At 67.4% G+C, this 18612-nt stretch carries 17 protein-coding genes; 12 read left to right on the top strand and 5 right to left on the bottom strand.

All coding sequences use genetic code 11. The features are described from left to right. Window positions 1-2: 2 nt before the first annotated feature. The 3 genes from sufD to AC3A6P_RS20975 form a co-directional block, all read right to left on the bottom strand. Window positions 3-1193: a Fe-S cluster assembly protein SufD gene (gene sufD / locus AC3A6P_RS20985; RefSeq protein WP_487693654.1), complete on the bottom strand. Its 1191-nt coding sequence runs from the start codon at window positions 1191-1193 to the stop codon at window positions 3-5. After that, window positions 1194-2624 carry a Fe-S cluster assembly protein SufB gene (gene sufB, locus AC3A6P_RS20980; RefSeq protein WP_487693653.1) on the bottom strand — a complete coding sequence of 477 codons (1431 nt, stop codon included), beginning with the start codon at window positions 2622-2624 and terminating at the stop codon, window positions 1194-1196. A gap of 83 nt (window positions 2625-2707) precedes the next feature. Next, window positions 2708-3361: a helix-turn-helix transcriptional regulator gene (locus AC3A6P_RS20975; protein ID WP_487693722.1), complete on the bottom strand. Its 654-nt coding sequence runs from the start codon at window positions 3359-3361 to the stop codon at window positions 2708-2710. A gap of 246 nt (window positions 3362-3607) precedes the next feature. Here AC3A6P_RS20975 and mptB point away from each other — a divergent pair, with 246 nt between their 5' ends. The 6 genes from mptB (at window position 3608) to AC3A6P_RS20945 (ending at window position 9038) form a co-directional block, all read left to right on the top strand. Then, window positions 3608-5341, top strand: coding sequence for a polyprenol phosphomannose-dependent alpha 1,6 mannosyltransferase MptB (gene mptB / locus AC3A6P_RS20970; RefSeq protein WP_487693652.1), 1734 nt, complete (start codon window positions 3608-3610; stop codon window positions 5339-5341). Then, window positions 5338-6267 (top strand): ABC transporter ATP-binding protein, encoded by a 930-nt coding sequence (locus AC3A6P_RS20965; RefSeq protein WP_487693651.1) that lies wholly within the window; start codon window positions 5338-5340, stop codon window positions 6265-6267. Before mptB ends, AC3A6P_RS20965 begins: the two co-directional genes overlap by 4 nt. Continuing rightward, on the top strand, window positions 6264-7040 hold the full coding sequence (locus AC3A6P_RS20960) for an ABC transporter permease (RefSeq protein WP_487693650.1): 777 nt from the start codon (window positions 6264-6266) through the stop codon (window positions 7038-7040). Before AC3A6P_RS20965 ends, AC3A6P_RS20960 begins: the two co-directional genes overlap by 4 nt. A 14-nt stretch (window positions 7041-7054) precedes the next feature. Next, window positions 7055-7729: a DUF429 domain-containing protein gene (locus tag AC3A6P_RS20955; protein ID WP_487693649.1), complete on the top strand. Its 675-nt coding sequence runs from the start codon at window positions 7055-7057 to the stop codon at window positions 7727-7729. 151 nt (window positions 7730-7880) lie between these two features. Then, window positions 7881-8069: a TetR-like C-terminal domain-containing protein gene (locus tag AC3A6P_RS20950; protein ID WP_487693647.1), complete on the top strand. Its 189-nt coding sequence runs from the start codon at window positions 7881-7883 to the stop codon at window positions 8067-8069. A gap of 24 nt (window positions 8070-8093) precedes the next feature. Then, window positions 8094-9038, top strand: coding sequence for a COX15/CtaA family protein (locus tag AC3A6P_RS20945; protein ID WP_487693646.1), 945 nt, complete (start codon window positions 8094-8096; stop codon window positions 9036-9038). Here AC3A6P_RS20945 and AC3A6P_RS20940 read toward each other — a convergent pair. After that, window positions 8988-9926, bottom strand: coding sequence for an ATP-grasp domain-containing protein (locus tag AC3A6P_RS20940; protein ID WP_487693644.1), 939 nt, complete (start codon window positions 9924-9926; stop codon window positions 8988-8990). The genes AC3A6P_RS20945 and AC3A6P_RS20940 overlap by 51 nt on opposite strands. A 31-nt stretch (window positions 9927-9957) precedes the next feature. Between AC3A6P_RS20940 and AC3A6P_RS20935 the strand changes: the two genes are divergently transcribed. Beyond that, window positions 9958-10932, top strand: coding sequence for a quinone oxidoreductase family protein (locus tag AC3A6P_RS20935; protein WP_487693643.1), 975 nt, complete (start codon window positions 9958-9960; stop codon window positions 10930-10932). Between the two features lie 59 nt (window positions 10933-10991). Here AC3A6P_RS20935 and AC3A6P_RS20930 read toward each other — a convergent pair whose 3' ends face one another. Beyond that, window positions 10992-11936: a heme o synthase gene (locus tag AC3A6P_RS20930; RefSeq protein ID WP_487693641.1), complete on the bottom strand. Its 945-nt coding sequence runs from the start codon at window positions 11934-11936 to the stop codon at window positions 10992-10994. A 242-nt stretch (window positions 11937-12178) separates the two neighbouring features. Here AC3A6P_RS20930 and tkt point away from each other — a divergent pair, with 242 nt between their 5' ends. From tkt to pgl, 5 genes are read left to right on the top strand one after another with little or no spacing between them, the layout of a single operon-like run. After that, window positions 12179-14269, top strand: a complete 2091-nt coding sequence (tkt, locus tag AC3A6P_RS20925; RefSeq protein ID WP_487693640.1) for a transketolase — start codon at window positions 12179-12181, stop codon at window positions 14267-14269. A 17-nt stretch (window positions 14270-14286) separates the two neighbouring features. Beyond that, window positions 14287-15402, top strand: coding sequence for a transaldolase (gene tal / locus AC3A6P_RS20920; RefSeq protein WP_487693639.1), 1116 nt, complete (start codon window positions 14287-14289; stop codon window positions 15400-15402). Next, window positions 15399-16946 (top strand): glucose-6-phosphate dehydrogenase, encoded by a 1548-nt coding sequence (gene zwf, locus AC3A6P_RS20915; protein ID WP_487693637.1) that lies wholly within the window; start codon window positions 15399-15401, stop codon window positions 16944-16946. Before tal ends, zwf begins: the two co-directional genes overlap by 4 nt. After that, complete coding sequence (opcA, locus tag AC3A6P_RS20910; RefSeq protein WP_487693636.1) at window positions 16947-17858, top strand: glucose-6-phosphate dehydrogenase assembly protein OpcA; 912 nt, start codon at window positions 16947-16949, stop codon at window positions 17856-17858. Then, window positions 17855-18601 carry a 6-phosphogluconolactonase gene (gene pgl, locus AC3A6P_RS20905; RefSeq protein ID WP_487693634.1) on the top strand — a complete coding sequence of 249 codons (747 nt, stop codon included), beginning with the start codon at window positions 17855-17857 and terminating at the stop codon, window positions 18599-18601. Before opcA ends, pgl begins: the two co-directional genes overlap by 4 nt. The last annotated feature ends 11 nt before the right edge of the window (window positions 18602-18612 follow it).

The following is an 18612-nucleotide window of genomic DNA, read 5'->3' as shown; positions in this document are numbered from 1 at the left end:
GGTTAGGCGGTTCTCGATTCCGTTATCGCTAGTTCTCGTTCGATGGCTTCGGTGAGGCGCTCGCGGACGGCGGGCACGGCGATCTTCGCGATGATCTCGTTGAAGAAGCCACGCACCACCAGCCGGCGGGCCTGGTTTTCGGGGATGCCCCGGGCGCGCAGGTAGAACAGCTGCTCATCGTCGAAACGTCCGGTGGCACTGGCGTGTCCGGCGCCGACGATCTCACCGGTCTCGATCTCCAGGTTGGGCACCGAGTCGGCGCGGGCGCCGTCGGTGAGCACCAGGTTGCGGTTCGCCTCGTAGGTGTCGGTGCCGGTGGCCTCGGCGCGGATCAGCACATCGCCGATCCACACGGTGTGGGCATCGGGCTTCTTGGAATCCGGATCCCCTTGCAGCGCACCCTTGTACAGCACATCGGACTTGCAGTTCGGGAACGCGTGATCGACCAACAGCCGCGACTCGAAGAACTGGCCGTCGTCGGCGAAGTACGTCCCCAGCAGCTTCGCGTCGCCGCCCGGGGCGGTGAAGCGGACAGTGGCCGATGTACGTACCACGTCACCGCCGAGGGTGACGTTGACGTGCCCCAGTACCGCGTCCTTGCCCAGCGTGGCGTGGTGCGCGCTGACGTGCACGGTGTCGTCGGCCCAGTCGGCGATCCAGATGACGCCCACCCCGGCGGAGTCACCGACGATGATCTCGACATTGTCGGCCAGGATTCCGCTGCCGCGCAGGTCCACCACCACGATGGCCCGCGACAGTTCCTCGACGCGGATCTGCAGATGACCGTAGGCCACCACGTCCGCGCCGGGCCCGTCGATGACGATCTCGATGGGCTCCTCGACCTCGGTGTCGCGTGCCACGGTGACCACCGTCGCCGACTCGAATGACGAGAATGCTTGTGCGGCAACGCGATCGGTAGGGGTACCGCCCTGGCCCAGACGTGGGTCGTCGCGCCCGACGGTCTCCACCGTCACGCCCGGATTCTCCGACACGGTGACGGTCGCATGACCGGAGGCTCCGCCGTGCGATCCTGCCGTGCCGTCGTGCAGGCCGCGCAGCCGCTTCAGCGGCGTGAACCGCCACAGCTCGTCACGGCCGCCGGGCACCTCGAAGGCGTTGACGTCGAACGAGGCGAACAACTCCCCCTTGTTCTTGACGATTCCCTCGACAGAGTTCGTGAGGTTTTGGGTCATTTAACCGACAGCACCTTCCATCTGCAGCTCGATGAGGCGGTTGAGCTCCAGCGCGTACTCCATCGGCAGTTCCTTGGCGATGGGCTCGACGAAGCCGCGCACCACCATGGCCATGGCCTCGTCCTCGGTCAGGCCGCGGCTCATCAGATAGAACATCTGGTCCTCGCTGACCTTGGAGACAGTGGCCTCGTGGCCCATCGTCACGTCGTCCTCGCGGATGTCGACGTAGGGGTAGGTGTCGGAGCGGCTGATCGTGTCCACCAACAGCGCATCACATTTCACGCTGGACCTGGAACCGTGGGCACCCTTGTTCACCTGCACCAGCCCGCGGTAGGAGGCGCGGCCACCGCCGCGAGCCACCGACTTGGAGATGATGTTGGACGACGTGTTGGGCGCCAGGTGCAGCATCTTGGCGCCGGTGTCCTGGTGCTGCCCCTCGCCGGCGAAGGCCACCGAGAGCACCTCACCCTTGGCATGCTCACCGGTCATCCACACGGCCGGGTACTTCATGGTGACCTTGGAGCCGATGTTGCCGTCGATCCACTCCATGGTGGCCCCGGCCTCGGCGCGGGCCCGCTTGGTCACCAGGTTGTAGACGTTGTTCGACCAGTTCTGGATGGTGGTGTACCGAACGCGCGCGCCGGGCTTGACGACGATCTCGACGACGGCCGAGTGCAGCGAGTCCGACTTGTAGATCGGCGCGGTACAACCCTCGACGTAGTGCACGTAGGAGTCCTCGTCGGCGATGATCAGCGTCCGCTCGAACTGGCCCATGTTCTCGGTGTTGATCCGGAAGTAGGCCTGCAGCGGGATGTCGACGTGCACACCCTTCGGCACGTAGATGAACGAACCGCCCGACCACACCGCGGTGTTGAGGGCGGAGAACTTGTTGTCGCCGGCCGGGATCACGGTGCCGAAGTACTGCTTGAACAGCTCCGGGTGTTCCTTGAGGGCGGTGTCGGTGTCCAGGAAGATGACACCCTGCTTCTCCAGATCCTCGCGGATGGAGTGGTAGACCACCTCGGACTCGTACTGCGCGGCGACGCCCGAGACGAGGCGCTGCTTCTCCGCTTCCGGGATGCCGAGCTTGTCGTAGGTGTTCTTGATGTCCGCGGGCAGGTCATCCCAGGTGGCCGCCTGCTTCTCGCTGGAGCGCACGAAGTACTTGATGTTGTCGAAGTCGATGCCGTCGAGCTGAGATCCCCAGTTGGGCATCGGCTTCTTGTCGAAGGTGCGCAGCGCCTTCAGGCGGACGTCGAGCATCCACTCGGGCTCGCTCTTCTTCGACGAGATGTCACGGACCACCGCTTCGGACAGCCCACGCTGGGCGCTGGCGCCTGCGACATCGGAGTCGGCCCAGCCGTAGCCGTACTTACCCAGCGAGGCGATGGTCTCCTCTTGGGTCAGTGGCGTCTCCGGTGTGAGTGTCATCGCGACACACTCCTTAGCTCTTTCGTTGGGCTTCGGCGCGGGCTGTGTGCCGAAGGTTGGTGCAGTGCGTGGTGGGGCGCTGGTCAGGTGCCCAGCGGAACGTGCGTGGTGCAGGCGCAGTCGCCGTTGACGATGGTCGCCAGTCGTTGCACATGAGTACCCAGTACCTCGGCCATGGCTTTCGCCTCTGCGTCACACAGTTCCGGGAACTCTTCGGCGACGTGCGATACGGGACAGTGGTGCTGGCAGATCTGTACACCGCGGGCGGCGCCACCGACCCGGGTGGTGGTGGTGACGTATCCAGCCTTGGTGAGCGCGCCGGCAATCCCTTCGGCGGCAGCTTCGACCTGCTGCTCGTCGTCCCCGGCCTTGGTGACCCCGGCGAGAATGCTGTCGATGCGCCGGCGGGCGAAGGTCTGCACGGCTTCGTCACCGCCGATCTCGCGCAGCTGCCGCATGGCGGCTGAGGCCAGGTCGTCGTAGGCGTGCTCCAGTTTGGCGCGGCCGGCAGGCGTGAGCCGGTAGCGTTTGGCGGGTCGGCCCCGGCCTTCCTGCTGCCAGGCGGCAGCGGCATTGGCTTCGGCGTCACCCGCGTCGATCAGTGCGTCGAGGTGACGACGCACCCCGGCCGCGGACAGACCGAGCCGGTCGCCGATCGCACTGGCGGTGATGGAACCCGACTCCAACAGCAGGCGGATGATCGCCTTCCTGGTGTGCCCGTCCTGAGTGGCCGGCATGGCGTCATGCGCACGCGGAACCTCAGAATGGATTTTCACAACACCAGTGTGACGCAATTACACAGGCCGGTCTAGCAAGGTAACCCTTAGCTCGTGGTCTGAATAGTCACACCCCAGTTCGGGAATAGGAGCTCCTTCACCTGCTCGTGCCTCGCAGCCTCGGACTCCGGCCCCACCCTCCGGCCGGAGCTCCTTCACCTGCTCGTGCCTCGCAGCCTCGGACTCCGGCCCCGATAGTCTGCTGTGGTGGCCGACCGTCGACGTTCGTGGAGTTCGTCGATCGCGCGTTGGCATGGCGACGAACGCCCCGTCGGCTCGCCGCTGAACGACGCCGAACTCGTCGCCATGCGCCGCACACGGCTCTTCGGGGCCACCGGCACCGTCCTGATGGCCATCGGTGCGCTCGGTGCGGGTGCGCGCCCCGTGGTGCAGGACCCGACGTTCGGGGTGCGGCTGCTCAACCTCCCGTCGCGCATCCAGACCGTCTCGCTGACCATGACCACCACCGGCGCGGTCATGATGGCGCTGGCGTGGCTGATGCTGGGCCGCTACGCCCTGGGCCGCCGGCGGATGTCGCGCAGCCAGCTCGACCGCACCCTGATGCTGTGGATGGTGCCGCTGCTGGTGGCACCACCGATGTACAGCAAGGACGTCTATTCGTATCTGGCGCAGAGCCAAATCGCCCGGATCGGCCAGGACCCCTACAGCGTCGGGCCGGCGCCGGGACTCGGGCTCGACCACGTGTTCACGCTGTCGGTGCCCAGTCTCTGGCGCGAAACACCCGCCCCCTATGGCCCCCTGTTCCTGTGGATCGGCGAAGGCATCTCGGCCCTGACCGGCGAGAACATCGTCTGGGCGGTGCTGTGTCACCGGCTGGTGGTGCTGCTCGGCGTGGGGTTGATCGTCTGGGCCACTCCGCGGCTGGCGCGGCGCTGCGGCGTCGCCGAGGTCTCGGCATTGTGGCTGGGGCCCACCAACCCGCTGCTGTTCATGCATCTGGTCGCCGGAATTCACAACGAGGCCCTGATGCTGGGGCTGATGCTGGCCGGCACCGAATTCGCGCTGCGGGGTATCGAAGGCACCCACCGGCTCATCCCCCAGCCGCTGCATTGGCCGCACGGCCGCGCCCAGTGGAGTGCGTGGGCCCCCCTGGGCATGCTCGTCGCCGGTACCGTGCTGATCGCCATGTCGTCCCAGGTGAAGCTGCCCTCGCTGCTGGCCCTTGGTTTCGTCGCGATGGCATTGGCCTGCAGGTGGGGCGGCACCATCAAGGCGTTCCTGATGGCCAGCTGCAGTCTGGGCGCAGTGTCCCTGGCGGTGATGGCGGTCATCGGTTGGGCCAGTGGTTTGGGGTTCGGCTGGTTGTTCACCCTCGGCACCGCCAACGTGGTGCGCAGCTGGATGTCCCCGCCGACACTGGTGGCCCTGGGCACCGGCCAGGTCGGCATCCTGCTCGGCCTCGGTGACCACACCACCGCCGTCCTCGGCCTGACCCGTGGCATCGGTGTGCTCATCATCACGGTGGTGGTCAGCTGGCTGCTGCTGTCGGTGCTCCGGGGCCGGCTGCATCCGGTCGGCGGTCTCGGTGTCGCGCTGGGCGCCACCGTGCTGCTGTTCCCCGTCGTGCAGCCCTGGTACCTGCTGTGGGCCATCATCCCGCTGGCGGCGTGGGCCACCCGCCCCGGCTTCCGGACCGCGGCCATCATCGCCACCCTGACCGTCGGCATCTTCGGCCCCACCGCCAACGGCGATCGGTTCGCCCTGTTCCAGATCGTCGATGCCACCCTGGCCAGCACGGTGATCGTGCTGATCCTGATCGGAATCACCTACCGGCGCCTGCCGTGGCGGGCCCTGCCGCCGCCGGTCACCGAAACCGACCCACCCGAGCCCGCCGACCCACGACCGACAGCGCCCAGCGGCACCACACCTCCACCGGCAGCACCCCGCGTCACGCCCGACGCCTACGCTGACTCTCCGTGAGCTCGACTGCACCCGTACCCCTGCGACTTCACGGGGTCACCAAACGCTACGGCGCGGTCACGGCCGTCTCCGGCCTGGACCTGGAGGTGCAGCCCGCCGAGGTGCTGGCCCTGTTGGGCCCCAACGGCGCGGGCAAGACCACCACCGTCGAGATGTGTGAGGGGTTCCTGCGGCCCGATGCGGGCAGCATCGAGGTACTCGGACTCGACCCGTTCACCGACAACGCACGGTTGCGGGCCCGCATCGGGGTGATGCTCCAGGGCGGCGGCGGGTACCCGGCCGCGCGCGCCGGCGAGATGCTGCATCTGGTGGCCGCCTACGCCGCCAACCCACTCGATCCGCAGTGGTTGCTCGACACCCTGGGCCTCACCGAGGCCGCACGCACCACTTACCGCCGGCTTTCCGGCGGACAGCAGCAGCGCCTGGCCCTGGCGTGCGCGTTGGTCGGGCGTCCCGAGCTGGTGTTCCTCGACGAACCGACAGCCGGGATGGACGCCCACGCCCGCCTGGTGGTCTGGGAGCTGATCGACGGCTTGCGCCGCGACGGCGTCACGGTCGTCCTGACCACCCACCAACTCAAAGAAGCCGAAGAGCTCGCCGACCGGCTGGTCATCATCGATCGCGGGGTGGCGGTCGCCGAAGGCACCCCGGCCGAACTGATGCGCTCCGGCACCGAGGACCAACTGCGTTTCACCGCGCCCCGCAAGCTCGACCTGGCCTTGCTGATCAGCGCCCTGCCCGAGAACTACCGGGCCGCTGAGATCGCCCCCGGTGAGTACCTGGTGGAGGGGCACATCGACCCGCAGGTACTGGCCACCGTGACGGCCTGGTGCGCGCGGCTGGATGTGCTGGCCACAGACATGCGGGTGGAGCAGCGCAGCCTCGAAGATGTGTTCCTGGATCTGACCGGACGGGAGTTGCGGTGAGCAAGGTCTTGTTTCCCGAGGGGACATTCACCCCGGACGCGCGGCCCAACACCGTGCAGAAGATGCTGGCCGCACAGTTCGGCCTCGAACTGAAGTTGTTGCTGCGCAACGGCGAACAGTTGCTGTTGACGATGTTCATCCCGATCACCTTGCTGGTGGGGCTGACGCTGTTGCCGCTGGGATCGTTCGGCGAGAACCGGGCGGCGACGTTTGTTCCCGCCATCATGGCGTTGGCCGTGATCTCCACCGCCTTCACCGGCCAGGCCATCGCCGTGGCGTTCGACCGGCGCTACGGAGCGCTGAAACGCCTGGGCGCCACCGCATTACCGGTGTGGGGCATCATCGTCGGCAAGTCGCTGGCGGTGGTGGCCGTCGTGTTCCTGCAGGCCATCATTCTCGGGGCGATCGGCCTGGCACTGGGCTGGCGGCCCAGCCCGGTCGGCCTGCTCGTCGGGGCGGTGATCATCGCCCTGGGCACCGCCGGGTTCGCCGCGCTGGGACTGCTGCTGGGCGGCACCTTGAAAGCCGAGATCGTGCTGGCGCTGGCCAACCTGCTGTGGTTCGTCTTCGCCGGACTCGGTGCACTGACGCTGGAGTCGGAGGCGGTTCCGAGCGCGGTTCACTGGGTGGCCCGCCTCACGCCGTCCGGCGCACTCACCGAGGCGCTGACGCAGGCCATGACGATGTCGGTGGACTGGTTCGGTATCGCGGTCCTGGCGGTATGGGGTGCGCTGGCCGCGGTGTGCGCGTTGCGGTGGTTCCGCTTCACGTGAGCGGCCGCTGCTAGATGAGCACCGTGCTCGGTGTCGACGGCTACAAATCGGGGTGGGTCGGCGTCGAGTTGCACGACGGGCGCTTTGTGGCCGCGCACATCCATCCGACGCTGGCCGGGGTACTGGCCGCGGTCCCCGGCGCCGACGCCGTGGGCGTGGACATGCCCCTGGGCCTGATGGCCGGCGAGGTGCGCGCCTCCGACCGGCTGGCGCAGCGTCTGCTTGCGGGCCGGTCCTCCAGCATCTTCGTGATGCCGCCGCGACCGGTTTTCGACGCACCGGATCACGCGACGGGAACCGCCCTGGCTGTCGCGCTGACGGGCAGAGGTATCAGCATCCAGGCGTGGGGACTGAAGGCCAAACTGTTGGAAGCCGAAGCCCTGCACGAGCTTTCGTTGCCGCTGTTCGAAGTACACCCCGAGCTGTCGTTTCGCCAGATGGGGCTGTTGCCCACCGACGGCAAGAAGAAGAGCTGGCGCGGCCAGCGAGCGCGGTTACGGATGCTGGCCACCCATGGCATCGATCTCCCCGAAGATCTGGGCCCCGTGGATGCGGTGCCCGCCGATGACGTGCTCGACGCTGCCGCGGCGGCCTGGAGCGCCCACCGCATCGCGGCCGGTACCGCGTTCTGTCTGCCGGATCCCCCACAGGTCAACGAGACGGGGCAGCAGCTGGCGATCTGGTGCTGAGCGTGGGCAACAGGAATTCCAGCTGGCCGACCTCCTCGATGTTGTGTTTTACCCAGGCGCGGACCATCTCGTCGGGGAACTTGCGGGCGAGCGCGTAGTTCACGGGCGTGAGCAGCGGCGATCGCGCGCCGATGTCCAACACGGTGACGTAGTGCGCCCCCGCGGCGAGATCCGCGCGGACATTGCCGTCGACATCATCCGGGAACTGGCTCAGAGCGTGCTGTGGCACCGGCTGCTGGTCACCGGTGACCCGATCGACGACGCGCTGGCGGTCCGACTCGTCAAGCAGATCCTGGTCCCGCTCGTTTCGGCTGGCCCAAACCCCTACTACAGCCGGTAGTTAGCCCTCACCTACTCTGTGAGCGTGTGGTTTCAGCGGCTGGTCGACCGGCTTCCCGCAGCAAGTCTGCGTACCCAGCGGATCATCGGTGCGCTGGTCATCCTGACCCAGGGCGGTATCGCCGTCACCGGCGCCATCGTCCGCGTCACCGCCTCGGGCCTCGGCTGCCCCACCTGGCCGCAGTGTTTCCCGGGCAGCTTCACCCCGATGCCGCACCCGGAAGTCGCCGGCATCCATCAGGCCGTCGAGTTCGGCAATCGCTTGCTGACGTTTGCGGTGGTGTTCACCGCCGCGGCGGCCGTCATCGCCGTGACCCGTGCCCACCGCCGCCGGGAGGTCAAGCTCTACGCCTGGCTCATGCCTGCTTCGACCGTGGTGCAGGCGATCATCGGCGGTATCACCGTCCTCACCGGCCTGCTGTGGTGGACCGTGGCGATCCACCTGCTGGCATCGATGCTGATGGTGTGGCTGTCGGTACTGCTCTTCGTCAAGATCGGCGAGCCCGACGACGGCATCCCCCGGCGCACCGCGCCCAGGCAACTGCGGCTGCTGACGGCACTGTCCGGTGTCACCCTGGCCGCGGTGCTGGTCAGCGGCACACTGGTCACCGGGGCCGGACCCCACGCCGGCGACAAGAGCATCGAACGGCCCGTCGCCCGCCTGCAGATCGAGATCACCACGCTGGTGCACGCGCACTCGTCGCTGCTGGTCGCCTATCTGGCGCTCGTCGTCGGCCTGGGTTTCGGGCTGTGGGCCGTCAACGCGCCCAGCGCCGTCATGCTCCGGCTCTACGTGCTGGTCGGCCTCATCGTCGCCCAGGGCCTCGTCGGGGCCATCCAGTTCTTCACCGGTGTACCCGCGGCCCTGGTGGCCGTGCACGTGGCGGGTGCCGGTGCATGTACCGCGGCGACAGCCGCGCTATGGGCGGCTCTGCGACAGCGGACCGAGACCGAAGCGCTCCAACGCTGATTCGACCTCGAGCGCGAACTGTCGCTGCGCCAGCTCACGCTCGGTAGGGCCCAGCTGCCGCCAACCCAGTGACGGCTCCACCAACTCCAACTCCAGCAGCAGCGGATCGTGGTGCCCGCCCAGCAGATCGACGCGGGCGTAGAGGAATTCCTTCGGTGTGCAGCCCAGGTGCGCAGCCGCGGCCGCCAGGGCGGCATGGCCCACCTCCCACAGCGCGACATCCGGCTCGGCCGGTTTCAGCGACTCCTCCGCGTAGGTGCCGGATTCGTCGAATACCGGCGTGTTCCCCGGCGGCGGCAGCATCGGGCCCTTGGTGAACGCGTGCGACTGCCGCCCGCCCAGAAAGACCAGTGCGGTCTCACCGTCCTCGACGCGCGGATCGTAGGGCTGCACCATCGCGGTGGCGCCACTTTCCTGCAAGGTGGCGGCATGGTCGCGGGCCGCGCAGTGATCGGTGAACCGTTGTGCGCCGCGGGAACCGGCACCCACCGCGGGTTTGACCACCACCTCCCCGGCCGGCAGGTGCACGATCTCCCCCGGGGCGAAGAACTCGGTCTCGACCACCGGGACACCGGCGACAGCCAGATCCTCGAGATAGGTCTTCTCGGTGTTCCACTGCACGACGTCCGGGGCATTCAGCAGGTGCGGCACCTGCGTCGTCCACGCCAGGAACTCGTCGAATCGTTCGGTGTAGTCCCAGGTGGCCCGCATGATCACCAGGTCGCTGTCCAGTGCCTGGGGGTCGTCCCAGGACAACCAGCGGGCGTGCAGGCCGCGGGCCCGCAGCGCCTCGACCAGACCGTCGTCGTCGCCGTCGCCGGTGATCAGCGCGGGGCACCCGGCCAGCACGATCCTGGGATGGAAGACATCAGGGCGTGCCAGCTTCATACGGACTTCACGCTCAAGGATGATAGTCACCATGCACGCGATCGAAGTTCCCGAAACCGGTGGTCCCGAAGTCCTGAGTTACGTCGAACGGCCGACGCCCACACCGGGCCCCGGCCAGGTGCTGATCAAGGCCGAAGCCATCGGCGTCAACTTCATCGACACCTATTTCCGGTCCGGTCTGTATCCGCGGGAGACGCCGTTCATCTCCGGGAGTGAGGTCTGCGGCACGGTCGAGGCCGTCGGCGACGACGTGGTGGCACTCAACGTGGGTGACCGGGTGGTCACCGACAAGGCGCTGGGCGCCTACGCCCAGTACACCGTGGCGCCGGCGGATTTCGTCGCCTACGTGCCCGACGGAGTGGCCCCCGACGCGGTGGCGTCCGCTCTGTTGAAGGGTATGACGGCGCATTACCTGCTCAAGTCGGTGTACGCGGTGCAGCCGCAGGACACCATCCTGGTGCATGCCGGGGCCGGCGGTGTGGGTCTCATCCTGACGCAGTGGGCCACCAGCTTCGGCACCCGCGTCATCACCACCGCCTCGACCCCGGAGAAAGCCGAGCTGTCGCGGCAGGCCGGGGCCATCGAAGTGCTCGATTACCCGGATGACCCGGCCGAGTTCGGCGCCAAGGTGCGTGAATTGACCGACGGCGCGGGTGTGGCGGCGGTGTACGACGGTGTGGGCAAGACGACGTTCGAGGCCAGCCTGGCCAGCCTGGCGATCCGCGGCACACTGGCATTGTTCGGCGCGGCCAGCGGACCCGTCCCGCCGGTGGACCCGCAGCGGCTCAACACCGCGGGCTCGGTTTTCCTGACCCGGCCCAATCTCGGGCACTACACCCGCACCGCGGACGAGTTCGCCTGGCGGGCGGGTGAGCTGCTCGATGCCATCAAGTCCGGGGCGATCACCATCAACGTCAGCGCGCACTATCCGCTGGAGAACGCCGAGCAAGCCCATCGCGATCTGCAGGGCCGCAAAACCGTCGGCTCAATCGTCCTGGTGCCCTAGCTCCTGCGATTTGGGCGCGCTCACAACCGCTCAGCGGTTGTGAGCGCGCCCAAATCCCTCTAGAAGACGGTCGGCAGCGCGATCGCCGAGTCGATGGCCAGCGCGCAGAACACCACGGCCAGGTAGTTGTTCGACTGCAGGAACAACCGCAGGGGTTTGACGGGCTCACCGCGGCGCACGCCGGCATACAGCTGGTGGGCCATCACCAGGAACCACACCCCGGCCAGCACAGCCACGCCGGTGTACAGCCAGCCGGTGGCAGGCACCAGCGCCAGCGTGGCCAGCACGGTCAGCCAGGTGTAGATCAGGATCTGCAGCGTCACGTGTTTCTCGGTGGCCACCGACGGCAACATCGGCACCCCGGCGGCGGCGTAGTCGTCCTTGTAGCGCATCGCCAGCGCCCAGGTGTGCGGCGGCGTCCAGAAGAAGATGACGGCGAACATCACCAGGGCGGGCCACTGGATGGTCCCGGTGACCGCCGACCAGCCGATCATCACCGGCATGCAGCCGGCGGCCCCACCCCACACCACGTTCTGCGAGGTGCGGCGCTTGAGCAGCAGGGTGTAGACGAAGACGTAGAAGGCGATGGTCACCACCGCGAGCACGCCCGAGAGCAGGTTGGAAGTCCCCCACAGCCAGAAGAAGGAGCCGACCGAGAGCACCAGCCCGAACACCAGCGCATGCCGGGTGGGCACCGTCGCCCTGGCCAGCGGGCGCCGGGCTGTGCGTTTCATCACCTTGTCGATGTCGGCGTCGGCGACGCAGTTCAGCGTGTTGGCGCCTGCCGCGGCGAGCATGCCGCCCACCAGCGTGTTCAGAATCAGCAGCGGGTCCACGGTGCCGCGGTCGGCCAGCAGCATCGCGGGAATGGCCGTGACGAGCAACAGCTCGATGACGCGCGGCTTGGTCAACGCGACATAGGCCAGCAACGTGTTGCGAATCCGCTTCGGTGCGCCACCGCTTTTCGGGTTGCCCGAGCTGAGGTGGCGCTCGCGAATGCTCACGCAGTCAACTCCTCATCCTCGGCCGTGGTCCTGACGCGAGAATCACGGCCACCTCGCAGCATCTACTACAGACGATGGTAGACCGCCGACACAGCGATGGATTACCGCAGGGTCGATTCCGCGTTACCCACCGTAACGGGAGAACGAACACTCTCCGAATGCAGCCTGCGATGAGCGAACCGGGAGCACTAGGGTTGGATAGTGCGGCCTGCCAACCAGACACGCCACCAAGGAGTGAGCTTGTGACCACCGTCGAAGAAATCGCGACGCTGACCGAACCCCACCACCCCGACGACTGGACCGACGTCGATTCGTTGGCAGTCGACACCGTGCGTGTGCTGGCCGCCGACGCGGTGCAGAAGGTCGGCAACGGGCACCCCGGAACCGCGATGAGCCTGGCCCCGCTGGCCTACACGCTGTTCCAGCGCCAGATGCGCCACGACCCCAGCGACGTGCACTGGCTGGGCCGCGACCGGTTCATCCTGTCCTGCGGGCATTCCAGCCTGACGCTGTACCTGCAGCTCTACATCGGCGGCTTCGGCCTCGAACTCCCCGACATCGAGTCGCTGCGCACGTTCAAGTCCAAGACCCCGGGCCATCCCGAGTTCCGCCACACCAAGGGCGTGGAGATCACCACCGGCCCGCTGGGCCAGGGCCTGGCCTCGGCGGTGGGCATGGCGATGGCTGCCCGGTACGAGCGTGGTCTTTTCGACCCCGATGCCCCGGCCGGTGAGAGCCCGTTCGACCACTTCATCTACGTCATCGCCTCCGACGGTGACATCGAAGAAGGCGTGACCAGCGAGGCGTCCTCGCTGGCGGGCGTCCAGCAACTGGGCAACCTGATCGTCTTCTACGACAAGAACCACATCTCCATCGAGCACGACACCGACATCGCGCTGAGCGAGGACGTCGCCGCCCGTTACCGCGCCTACGGCTGGCACGTCCAGGAAGTCGACGGCGGTGAGAACGTCGTCGGTATCGAAGCCGCCATCGCCGAGGCCAAGAAGGTGACCGACAAGCCGTCGTTCATCGCGGTGCGCACCATCATCGGCTATCCCGCACCCACCAAGATGAACACCGGCGGGGTGCACGGTTCCGCACTCGGGGACGACGAGGTGGCCGCCACCAAGAAGATCCTCGGCTTCGACCCTGACAAGACCTTCGAGGTCCGCCCCGAGGTCATCGAACACACCCGCAAGCTCGTCGAGCGCGGTAAGGAAGCCCACGAGAAGTGGCAGACCGACTTCGACGCGTGGGCCGAGCGCGAGCCGGAGCGCAAGAAGCTGCTGGACCGGCTCACCGCCGAGGAACTGCCCGAGGGCTGGGACGCCGACATCACCTACTGGGAGCCGGGCTCCAAGGCCGTGGCCACCCGCGCCGCGTTCGGTCAGGTGCTCAACGACGTCGCTCCCAAGCTTCCCGAGCTGTGGGGCGGCTCCGCCGACCTGGCCGGCTCCAACAACACCACCATCAAGGGGGTGAAGTCGTTCGGCCCGCCGTCGATCTCGACCGAGGACTTCTCCGCCGATTGGTACGGCCGGGTGCTGCACTTCGGCATCCGTGAGCACGCCATGGGCTCCATCCTGTCGGGCATCGTGCTGCACGGCCCCACCCGCGCGTTCGGTGGCACGTTCCTGCAGTTCTCCGACTACATGCGGCCCGCGGTGCGCCTGGCCTCGCTGATGGACATCGACACCATCTACATCTGGACGCACGACTCGATCGGCCTGGGCGAGGACGGCCCCACCCACCAGCCCATCGAACATCTGGCCGCCCTGCGCGCCATCCCGAACCTGTCGGTGGTGCGCCCCGGTGACCCGAACGAGACCGCCTACGCCTGGCACAGCATCATCGCGCGCGGCAACGGCAGCGGCCCGGTTGGTTTCATCCTGACCCGCCAGGGCATCCCGGTGCTGGAGGGCACCAGCGCCGAAGGCGTTGCCAAGGGCGGTTATGTGCTCGGCGGTGGCGACGCCACCGACGCCGACGTCATCCTCATCGGCACCGGCTCAGAGCTGCAGCTGGCCGTGGAGGCCAAGAAGCTGTTGGCCGAGAAGGACATCGAGGCCGCCGTGGTGTCGATGCCCTGTGTGGAGTGGTTCGAAAGCCAGCCCAAGGAGTATCGCGACTCGGTGCTCCCGCCGAACGTCTCGGCACGTGTCGCGGTCGAAGCCGCGGTGGCGCAGAGCTGGTACAAGCTGGTCGGCGACACCGGCGAGATCGTCTCGATCGAGCACTACGGCGAGTCGGCCGACGACAAGACACTGTTCCGCGAGTTCGGGTTCACCCCGGAAGCCGTCGCCGCCGCAGCGGAACGCACGATCAACAACTAACGACTGAAGGCAGAACCATGACTCAGAACCAGAACCTGGCGGCGCTGTCCGCCGCCGGTGTGTCCGTATGGCTCGACGACCTGTCCCGGGAGCGACTGCAGACCGGCAATCTGCAGGAGCTGATCGACACCAAGAGCGTCGTCGGCGTCACCACCAACCCGTCGATCTTCCAGGCCGCGCTGTCCAAGGGCGACGCCTACGACGCCCAGGTCAAGGAGCTGGCCGACCGCGGCGCCGATGTGGATGCCACCATCCGCACCGTCACCACCGACGACGTGCGCAATGCCTGCGACGTGCTGGCCAAGCAGTACGAGCAGTCCGGCGGCGTCGACGGCCGGGTGTCCATCGAGGTGGACCCCCGCCTGGCCCATGACACCGACAAGACGATCCTGCAGGCCATCGAACTGTGGAAGATCGTCGACCGGCCCAACGTGCTGATCAAGATCCCCGCCACCGAGGCCGGTATCCCGGCGATCACCGCGGTACTTGCCGAGGGCATCTCCGTCAACGTCACCCTGATCTTCTCCGTCGAGCGGCACCGTGCCGTCATGGACGCCTACCTCGCCGGCCTGGAGAAGGCCAAGGAAGCCGGCCACGATCTGTCGAAGATCCATTCGGTCGCGTCGTTCTTCGTCTCCCGCGTCGACACCGAGATCGACAAGCGCCTCGAAGCCATCGGAACCGAGGAGGCGTTGGCCCTGCGCGGTCAGGCCGGTGTCGCCAACGCCCGTCTGGCCTACGCCGCCTACGAAGAGGTGTTCGTCGGCGGTTCCCGCTTCGAAGCGCTCAAGGCCGACGGCGCCCGGGTGCAGCGTCCGCTCTGGGCGTCCACCGGCGTGAAGAACCCGGACTACTCCGACACCCTGTACGTCACCGAGCTGGTGGCCCCCAACACCGTTAACACCATGCCCGAGAAGACCCTCGACGCGGTGGCCGACCACGGGGTCGTCACCGGTGACACCGTCACCGGCACCGCGGCGGCGGCGCAGGAAGTCTTCGACAAGGTTGCGGCCATCGGCATCGACCTCACCGACGTCTTCCTGGTTCTCGAGAACGAGGGCGTCGACAAGTTCGAGAAGTCGTGGCAGGAGTTGATCGAGGCCACCCAGGGCCAGCTCGACGAGAAGAAATGACCGAGACCGGCAGCGTTCCTACTGACTGGGTGAACCCGCTGCGGGACAAGCGCGACAAGCGCATGCCCCGCATCGCGGGGCCCTGCAGCGTGGTGATCTTCGGGGTCACCGGTGACCTGGCCCGCAAGAAGTTGATGCCGGCGATCTACGACCTGGCCAACCGGGGCCTGCTGCCGCCGACGTTCGCGTTGGTGGGCTTCGCCCGGCGGGACTGGGCCGACGAGGATTTCGCCCAAGTCGTCTACGACGCGGTGAAAAAGCACGCCCGCACCCCCTTCCGTCAGGAGGTGTGGGATCGGCTGGCCGAGGGATTCCGGTTCGTCCAGGGCACTTTCGACGATGACGCGTCGTTCGAGCGACTTGCCGAAACGCTGAGCAAGCTCGACGTGGAGCGCGGTACCCGCGGCAACCACGCCTTCTACCTGTCGATCCCGCCGGATGCGTTCCCGGTGGTGTGTGAGCAGTTGTCGAAGACCGGGCTGGCCAAGAAGTCGAACGACGGCTGGAGCCGCGTCGTCATCGAAAAACCCTTCGGTCACGACCTGGCCAGCGCTGAGGCGCTCAACGCCACCGTCAACAGCGTGTTTCCCGAGTCGTCGGTGTTCCGCATCGATCACTACCTCGGCAAGGAGACGGTGCAGAACATCCTGGCGTTGCGGTTCGCCAACGAGATGTTCGAGCCGATCTGGAACGCCCACTACGTCGACCACGTGCAGATCACCATGGCCGAGGACATCGGATTGGGTGGGCGCGCAGGATATTACGACGGAATCGGCGCCGCCCGCGACGTCATCCAGAACCACCTGCTGCAGTTGCTGGCGCTCACCGCGATGGAGGAGCCGGTCAGCTTCCAGCCCGATGAGTTGCAGGCCGAGAAGATCAAGGTCCTGTCCGCCACCCGGCTGGCCGAACCGCTGGATCAGACCACCTCGCGCGGCCAGTACGCCGCCGGCTGGCAGGGCGGCCAGAAGGTGGTGGGACTGCTCGACGAGGAGGGCTTCTCCAAGACCTCGACCACCGAGACGTTCGCCGCCATCACCCTGGACATCGACACCCGCCGCTGGGCTGGGGTGCCGTTCTACCTGCGCACCGGAAAGCGGTTGGGGCGCAGGGTCACCGAGATCGCGTTGGTGTTCAAGCGGGCGCCGCACCTTCCGTTCGACGCCACCATGACCGAGGAGCTCGGCAAGAACGCGTTGGTCATCCGGGTGCAGCCCGACGAGGGCATCACGTTGCGGTTCGGTTCCAAGGTTCCGGGTAACAACATGGAAGTCCGTGACGTGAACATGGACTTCTCCTATGGTGCCGCGTTCGCCGAGGAATCCCCCGAGGCCTATGAACGGTTGATCCTGGACGTGCTGCTCGGTGAGCCGTCGCTGTTCCCTGTCAACGAAGAAGTCGAATTGGCCTGGAAGATCCTGGATCCCGCGTTGCAGAACTGGGAGTCCCACGGGGCGCCCGAGCCATACGAGTCGGGTACCTGGGGCCCGGATTCGGCGGACGAGATGATGCGGCGCAGCGGCCGAGAATGGAGACGGCCCTAGATGATCGTCGATCTGCCTGACACCAGCACCGACCTGATCAACAAGAAGATCATCGGCCTCCGCGAAGAGGGCGGCGCGGTCACCATGGGCCGCGTGCTGACCCTGGTCATCGCGCCCGATACCGAGGCGGTGCTCGAGGATTCCATCGAGGCGGCCAACGCCGCCAGCCACGAACATCCGTGCCGCATCATCGTCGTCATTCCGGGTGACCGGCTGTCGACCGAGGCCCGGTTGGACGCCCAGATCCGGGTCGGCGGTGACGCCGGTGCCGGTGAGGTGGTGGTGCTGCGACTGTCCGGCCCGCTGGCCAACCACGCCAGCAGCGTCGTGCTGCCCTTCCTGCTGCCCGACACCCCGGTGGTCGCGTGGTGGCCCGATATCGCTCCCCCGGTGCCTGCCCAGGATCCGTTGGGCAAGTTGGCGATCCGGCGTATCACCGATGCCACCAACGGCACCGACCCGCTCGAGGCCATCAAGTCCCGGGCCCAGGGTTACACCGCCGGTGACACCGATCTGGCGTGGAGCCGGATCACCTACTGGCGGGCGCTGCTCACCGCGGCCATCGACCAGTCGCCGTATGAACCCATCGAGTCCGCGGTGGTCTCGGGTCTGCAGAACGAACCCGCGCTCGACGTCCTGGCCGGTTGGCTGGCCAGCCGTATCGACGGGCCGGTGCGCCGGGAGGTGGGTGAATTGAAGGTCGAGCTGGTTCGCGCCACCGAGACCATCACGCTGAGCCGTCCACAGGAGGGTCGCACCGCGACGCTGACCCGGACGGCTCGGCCCGACGCGCTGGTACCGCTGGCCCGCCGCGAGACCCGGGAGTGCCTGGCCGAAGACCTGCGCCGGCTGGACTCCGACGAGATCTACTTCGAAGCGCTGCAGGGGATCGACAAGGTGCAATACGCATGAGCAAGACAGTCGTCGAAACCTACAACGACGCCGACGAATTGGTGGCGGCCGCCGGTAACCGGCTGATCGCCGCGATCACGGCCGCCGTCAACGAGCGCGGGCAGGCTTCCATCGCCCTGACCGGTGGAGGGACCGGTATCGGACTCCTGAAGCAGGTCCGCGCCAAAGGCGACGGCATCGACTGGTCGGCGGTGCACATCTTCTGGGGCGACGAGCGTTACGTGCCGGAGTCGGACGACGAGCGCAACGACAAGCAGGCCCGCGAGGCGCTGCTGGACCACATCGACATCCCGGACCGCAACGTGCACGCGATGCCCGCCTCCGACGGCGAATTCGGTCCGGACATCGACGCGGCCGCGCTGGCCTACGAGCAGGTGTTGGCCGCCAACGCCCCCGAGGGCGAGCCCACCCCGGTTTTTGACGTGCACCTGCTCGGCATGGGCCCGGAAGGGCACGTCAACTCGCTGTTCCCGCACACCGTCGCCGCCGCGGAGAAGTCCCGGTTCGTGGTCGGGGTCGAGGACTGCCCCAAGCCACCGCCGCGGCGCATCACGCTCACCTTCCCGGCGGTGGTGCGGTCGCGCGAGGTGTGGTTGGTGGTCTCCGGTGGCGGTAAGGCCGACGCCGTGGCCGCGGCCGTCGGCGGGGCCGATCCCCTGGAATGGCCGGCCGCCGGTGCCGTCGGCACCGAGAAGACGGTGTGGCTGCTCGACTCCGACGCGGCCGCCACCATCGCCGACTGAGTGTGGCGGCC

The organism is Mycobacterium sp. Soil_C_30, from assembly GCF_057656995.1.
The sequence above is the reverse complement of the archived record's forward strand: the minus strand, read 5'-3'. Positions and strand labels throughout refer to the sequence as shown.

Coding starts and splice junctions, on each gene's coding strand:
- AC3A6P_RS20955 (WP_487693649.1), top strand. CDS start 7,055: ATGAGCACCGTGCTCGGTGTCGACGGCTACAAATCGGGGTGGGTCGGC.
- AC3A6P_RS20975 (WP_487693722.1), bottom strand. CDS start 3,361: ATGCCGGCCACTCAGGACGGGCACACCAGGAAGGCGATCATCCGCCTG.
- AC3A6P_RS20935 (WP_487693643.1), top strand. CDS start 9,958: ATGCACGCGATCGAAGTTCCCGAAACCGGTGGTCCCGAAGTCCTGAGT.
- tal (WP_487693639.1), top strand. CDS start 14,287: ATGACTCAGAACCAGAACCTGGCGGCGCTGTCCGCCGCCGGTGTGTCC.
- sufB (WP_487693653.1), bottom strand. CDS start 2,624: ATGACACTCACACCGGAGACGCCACTGACCCAAGAGGAGACCATCGCC.
- sufD (WP_487693654.1), bottom strand. CDS start 1,193: ATGACCCAAAACCTCACGAACTCTGTCGAGGGAATCGTCAAGAACAAG.
- AC3A6P_RS20940 (WP_487693644.1), bottom strand. CDS start 9,926: ATGAAGCTGGCACGCCCTGATGTCTTCCATCCCAGGATCGTGCTGGCC.
- pgl (WP_487693634.1), top strand. CDS start 17,855: ATGAGCAAGACAGTCGTCGAAACCTACAACGACGCCGACGAATTGGTG.
- opcA (WP_487693636.1), top strand. CDS start 16,947: ATGATCGTCGATCTGCCTGACACCAGCACCGACCTGATCAACAAGAAG.
- zwf (WP_487693637.1), top strand. CDS start 15,399: ATGACCGAGACCGGCAGCGTTCCTACTGACTGGGTGAACCCGCTGCGG.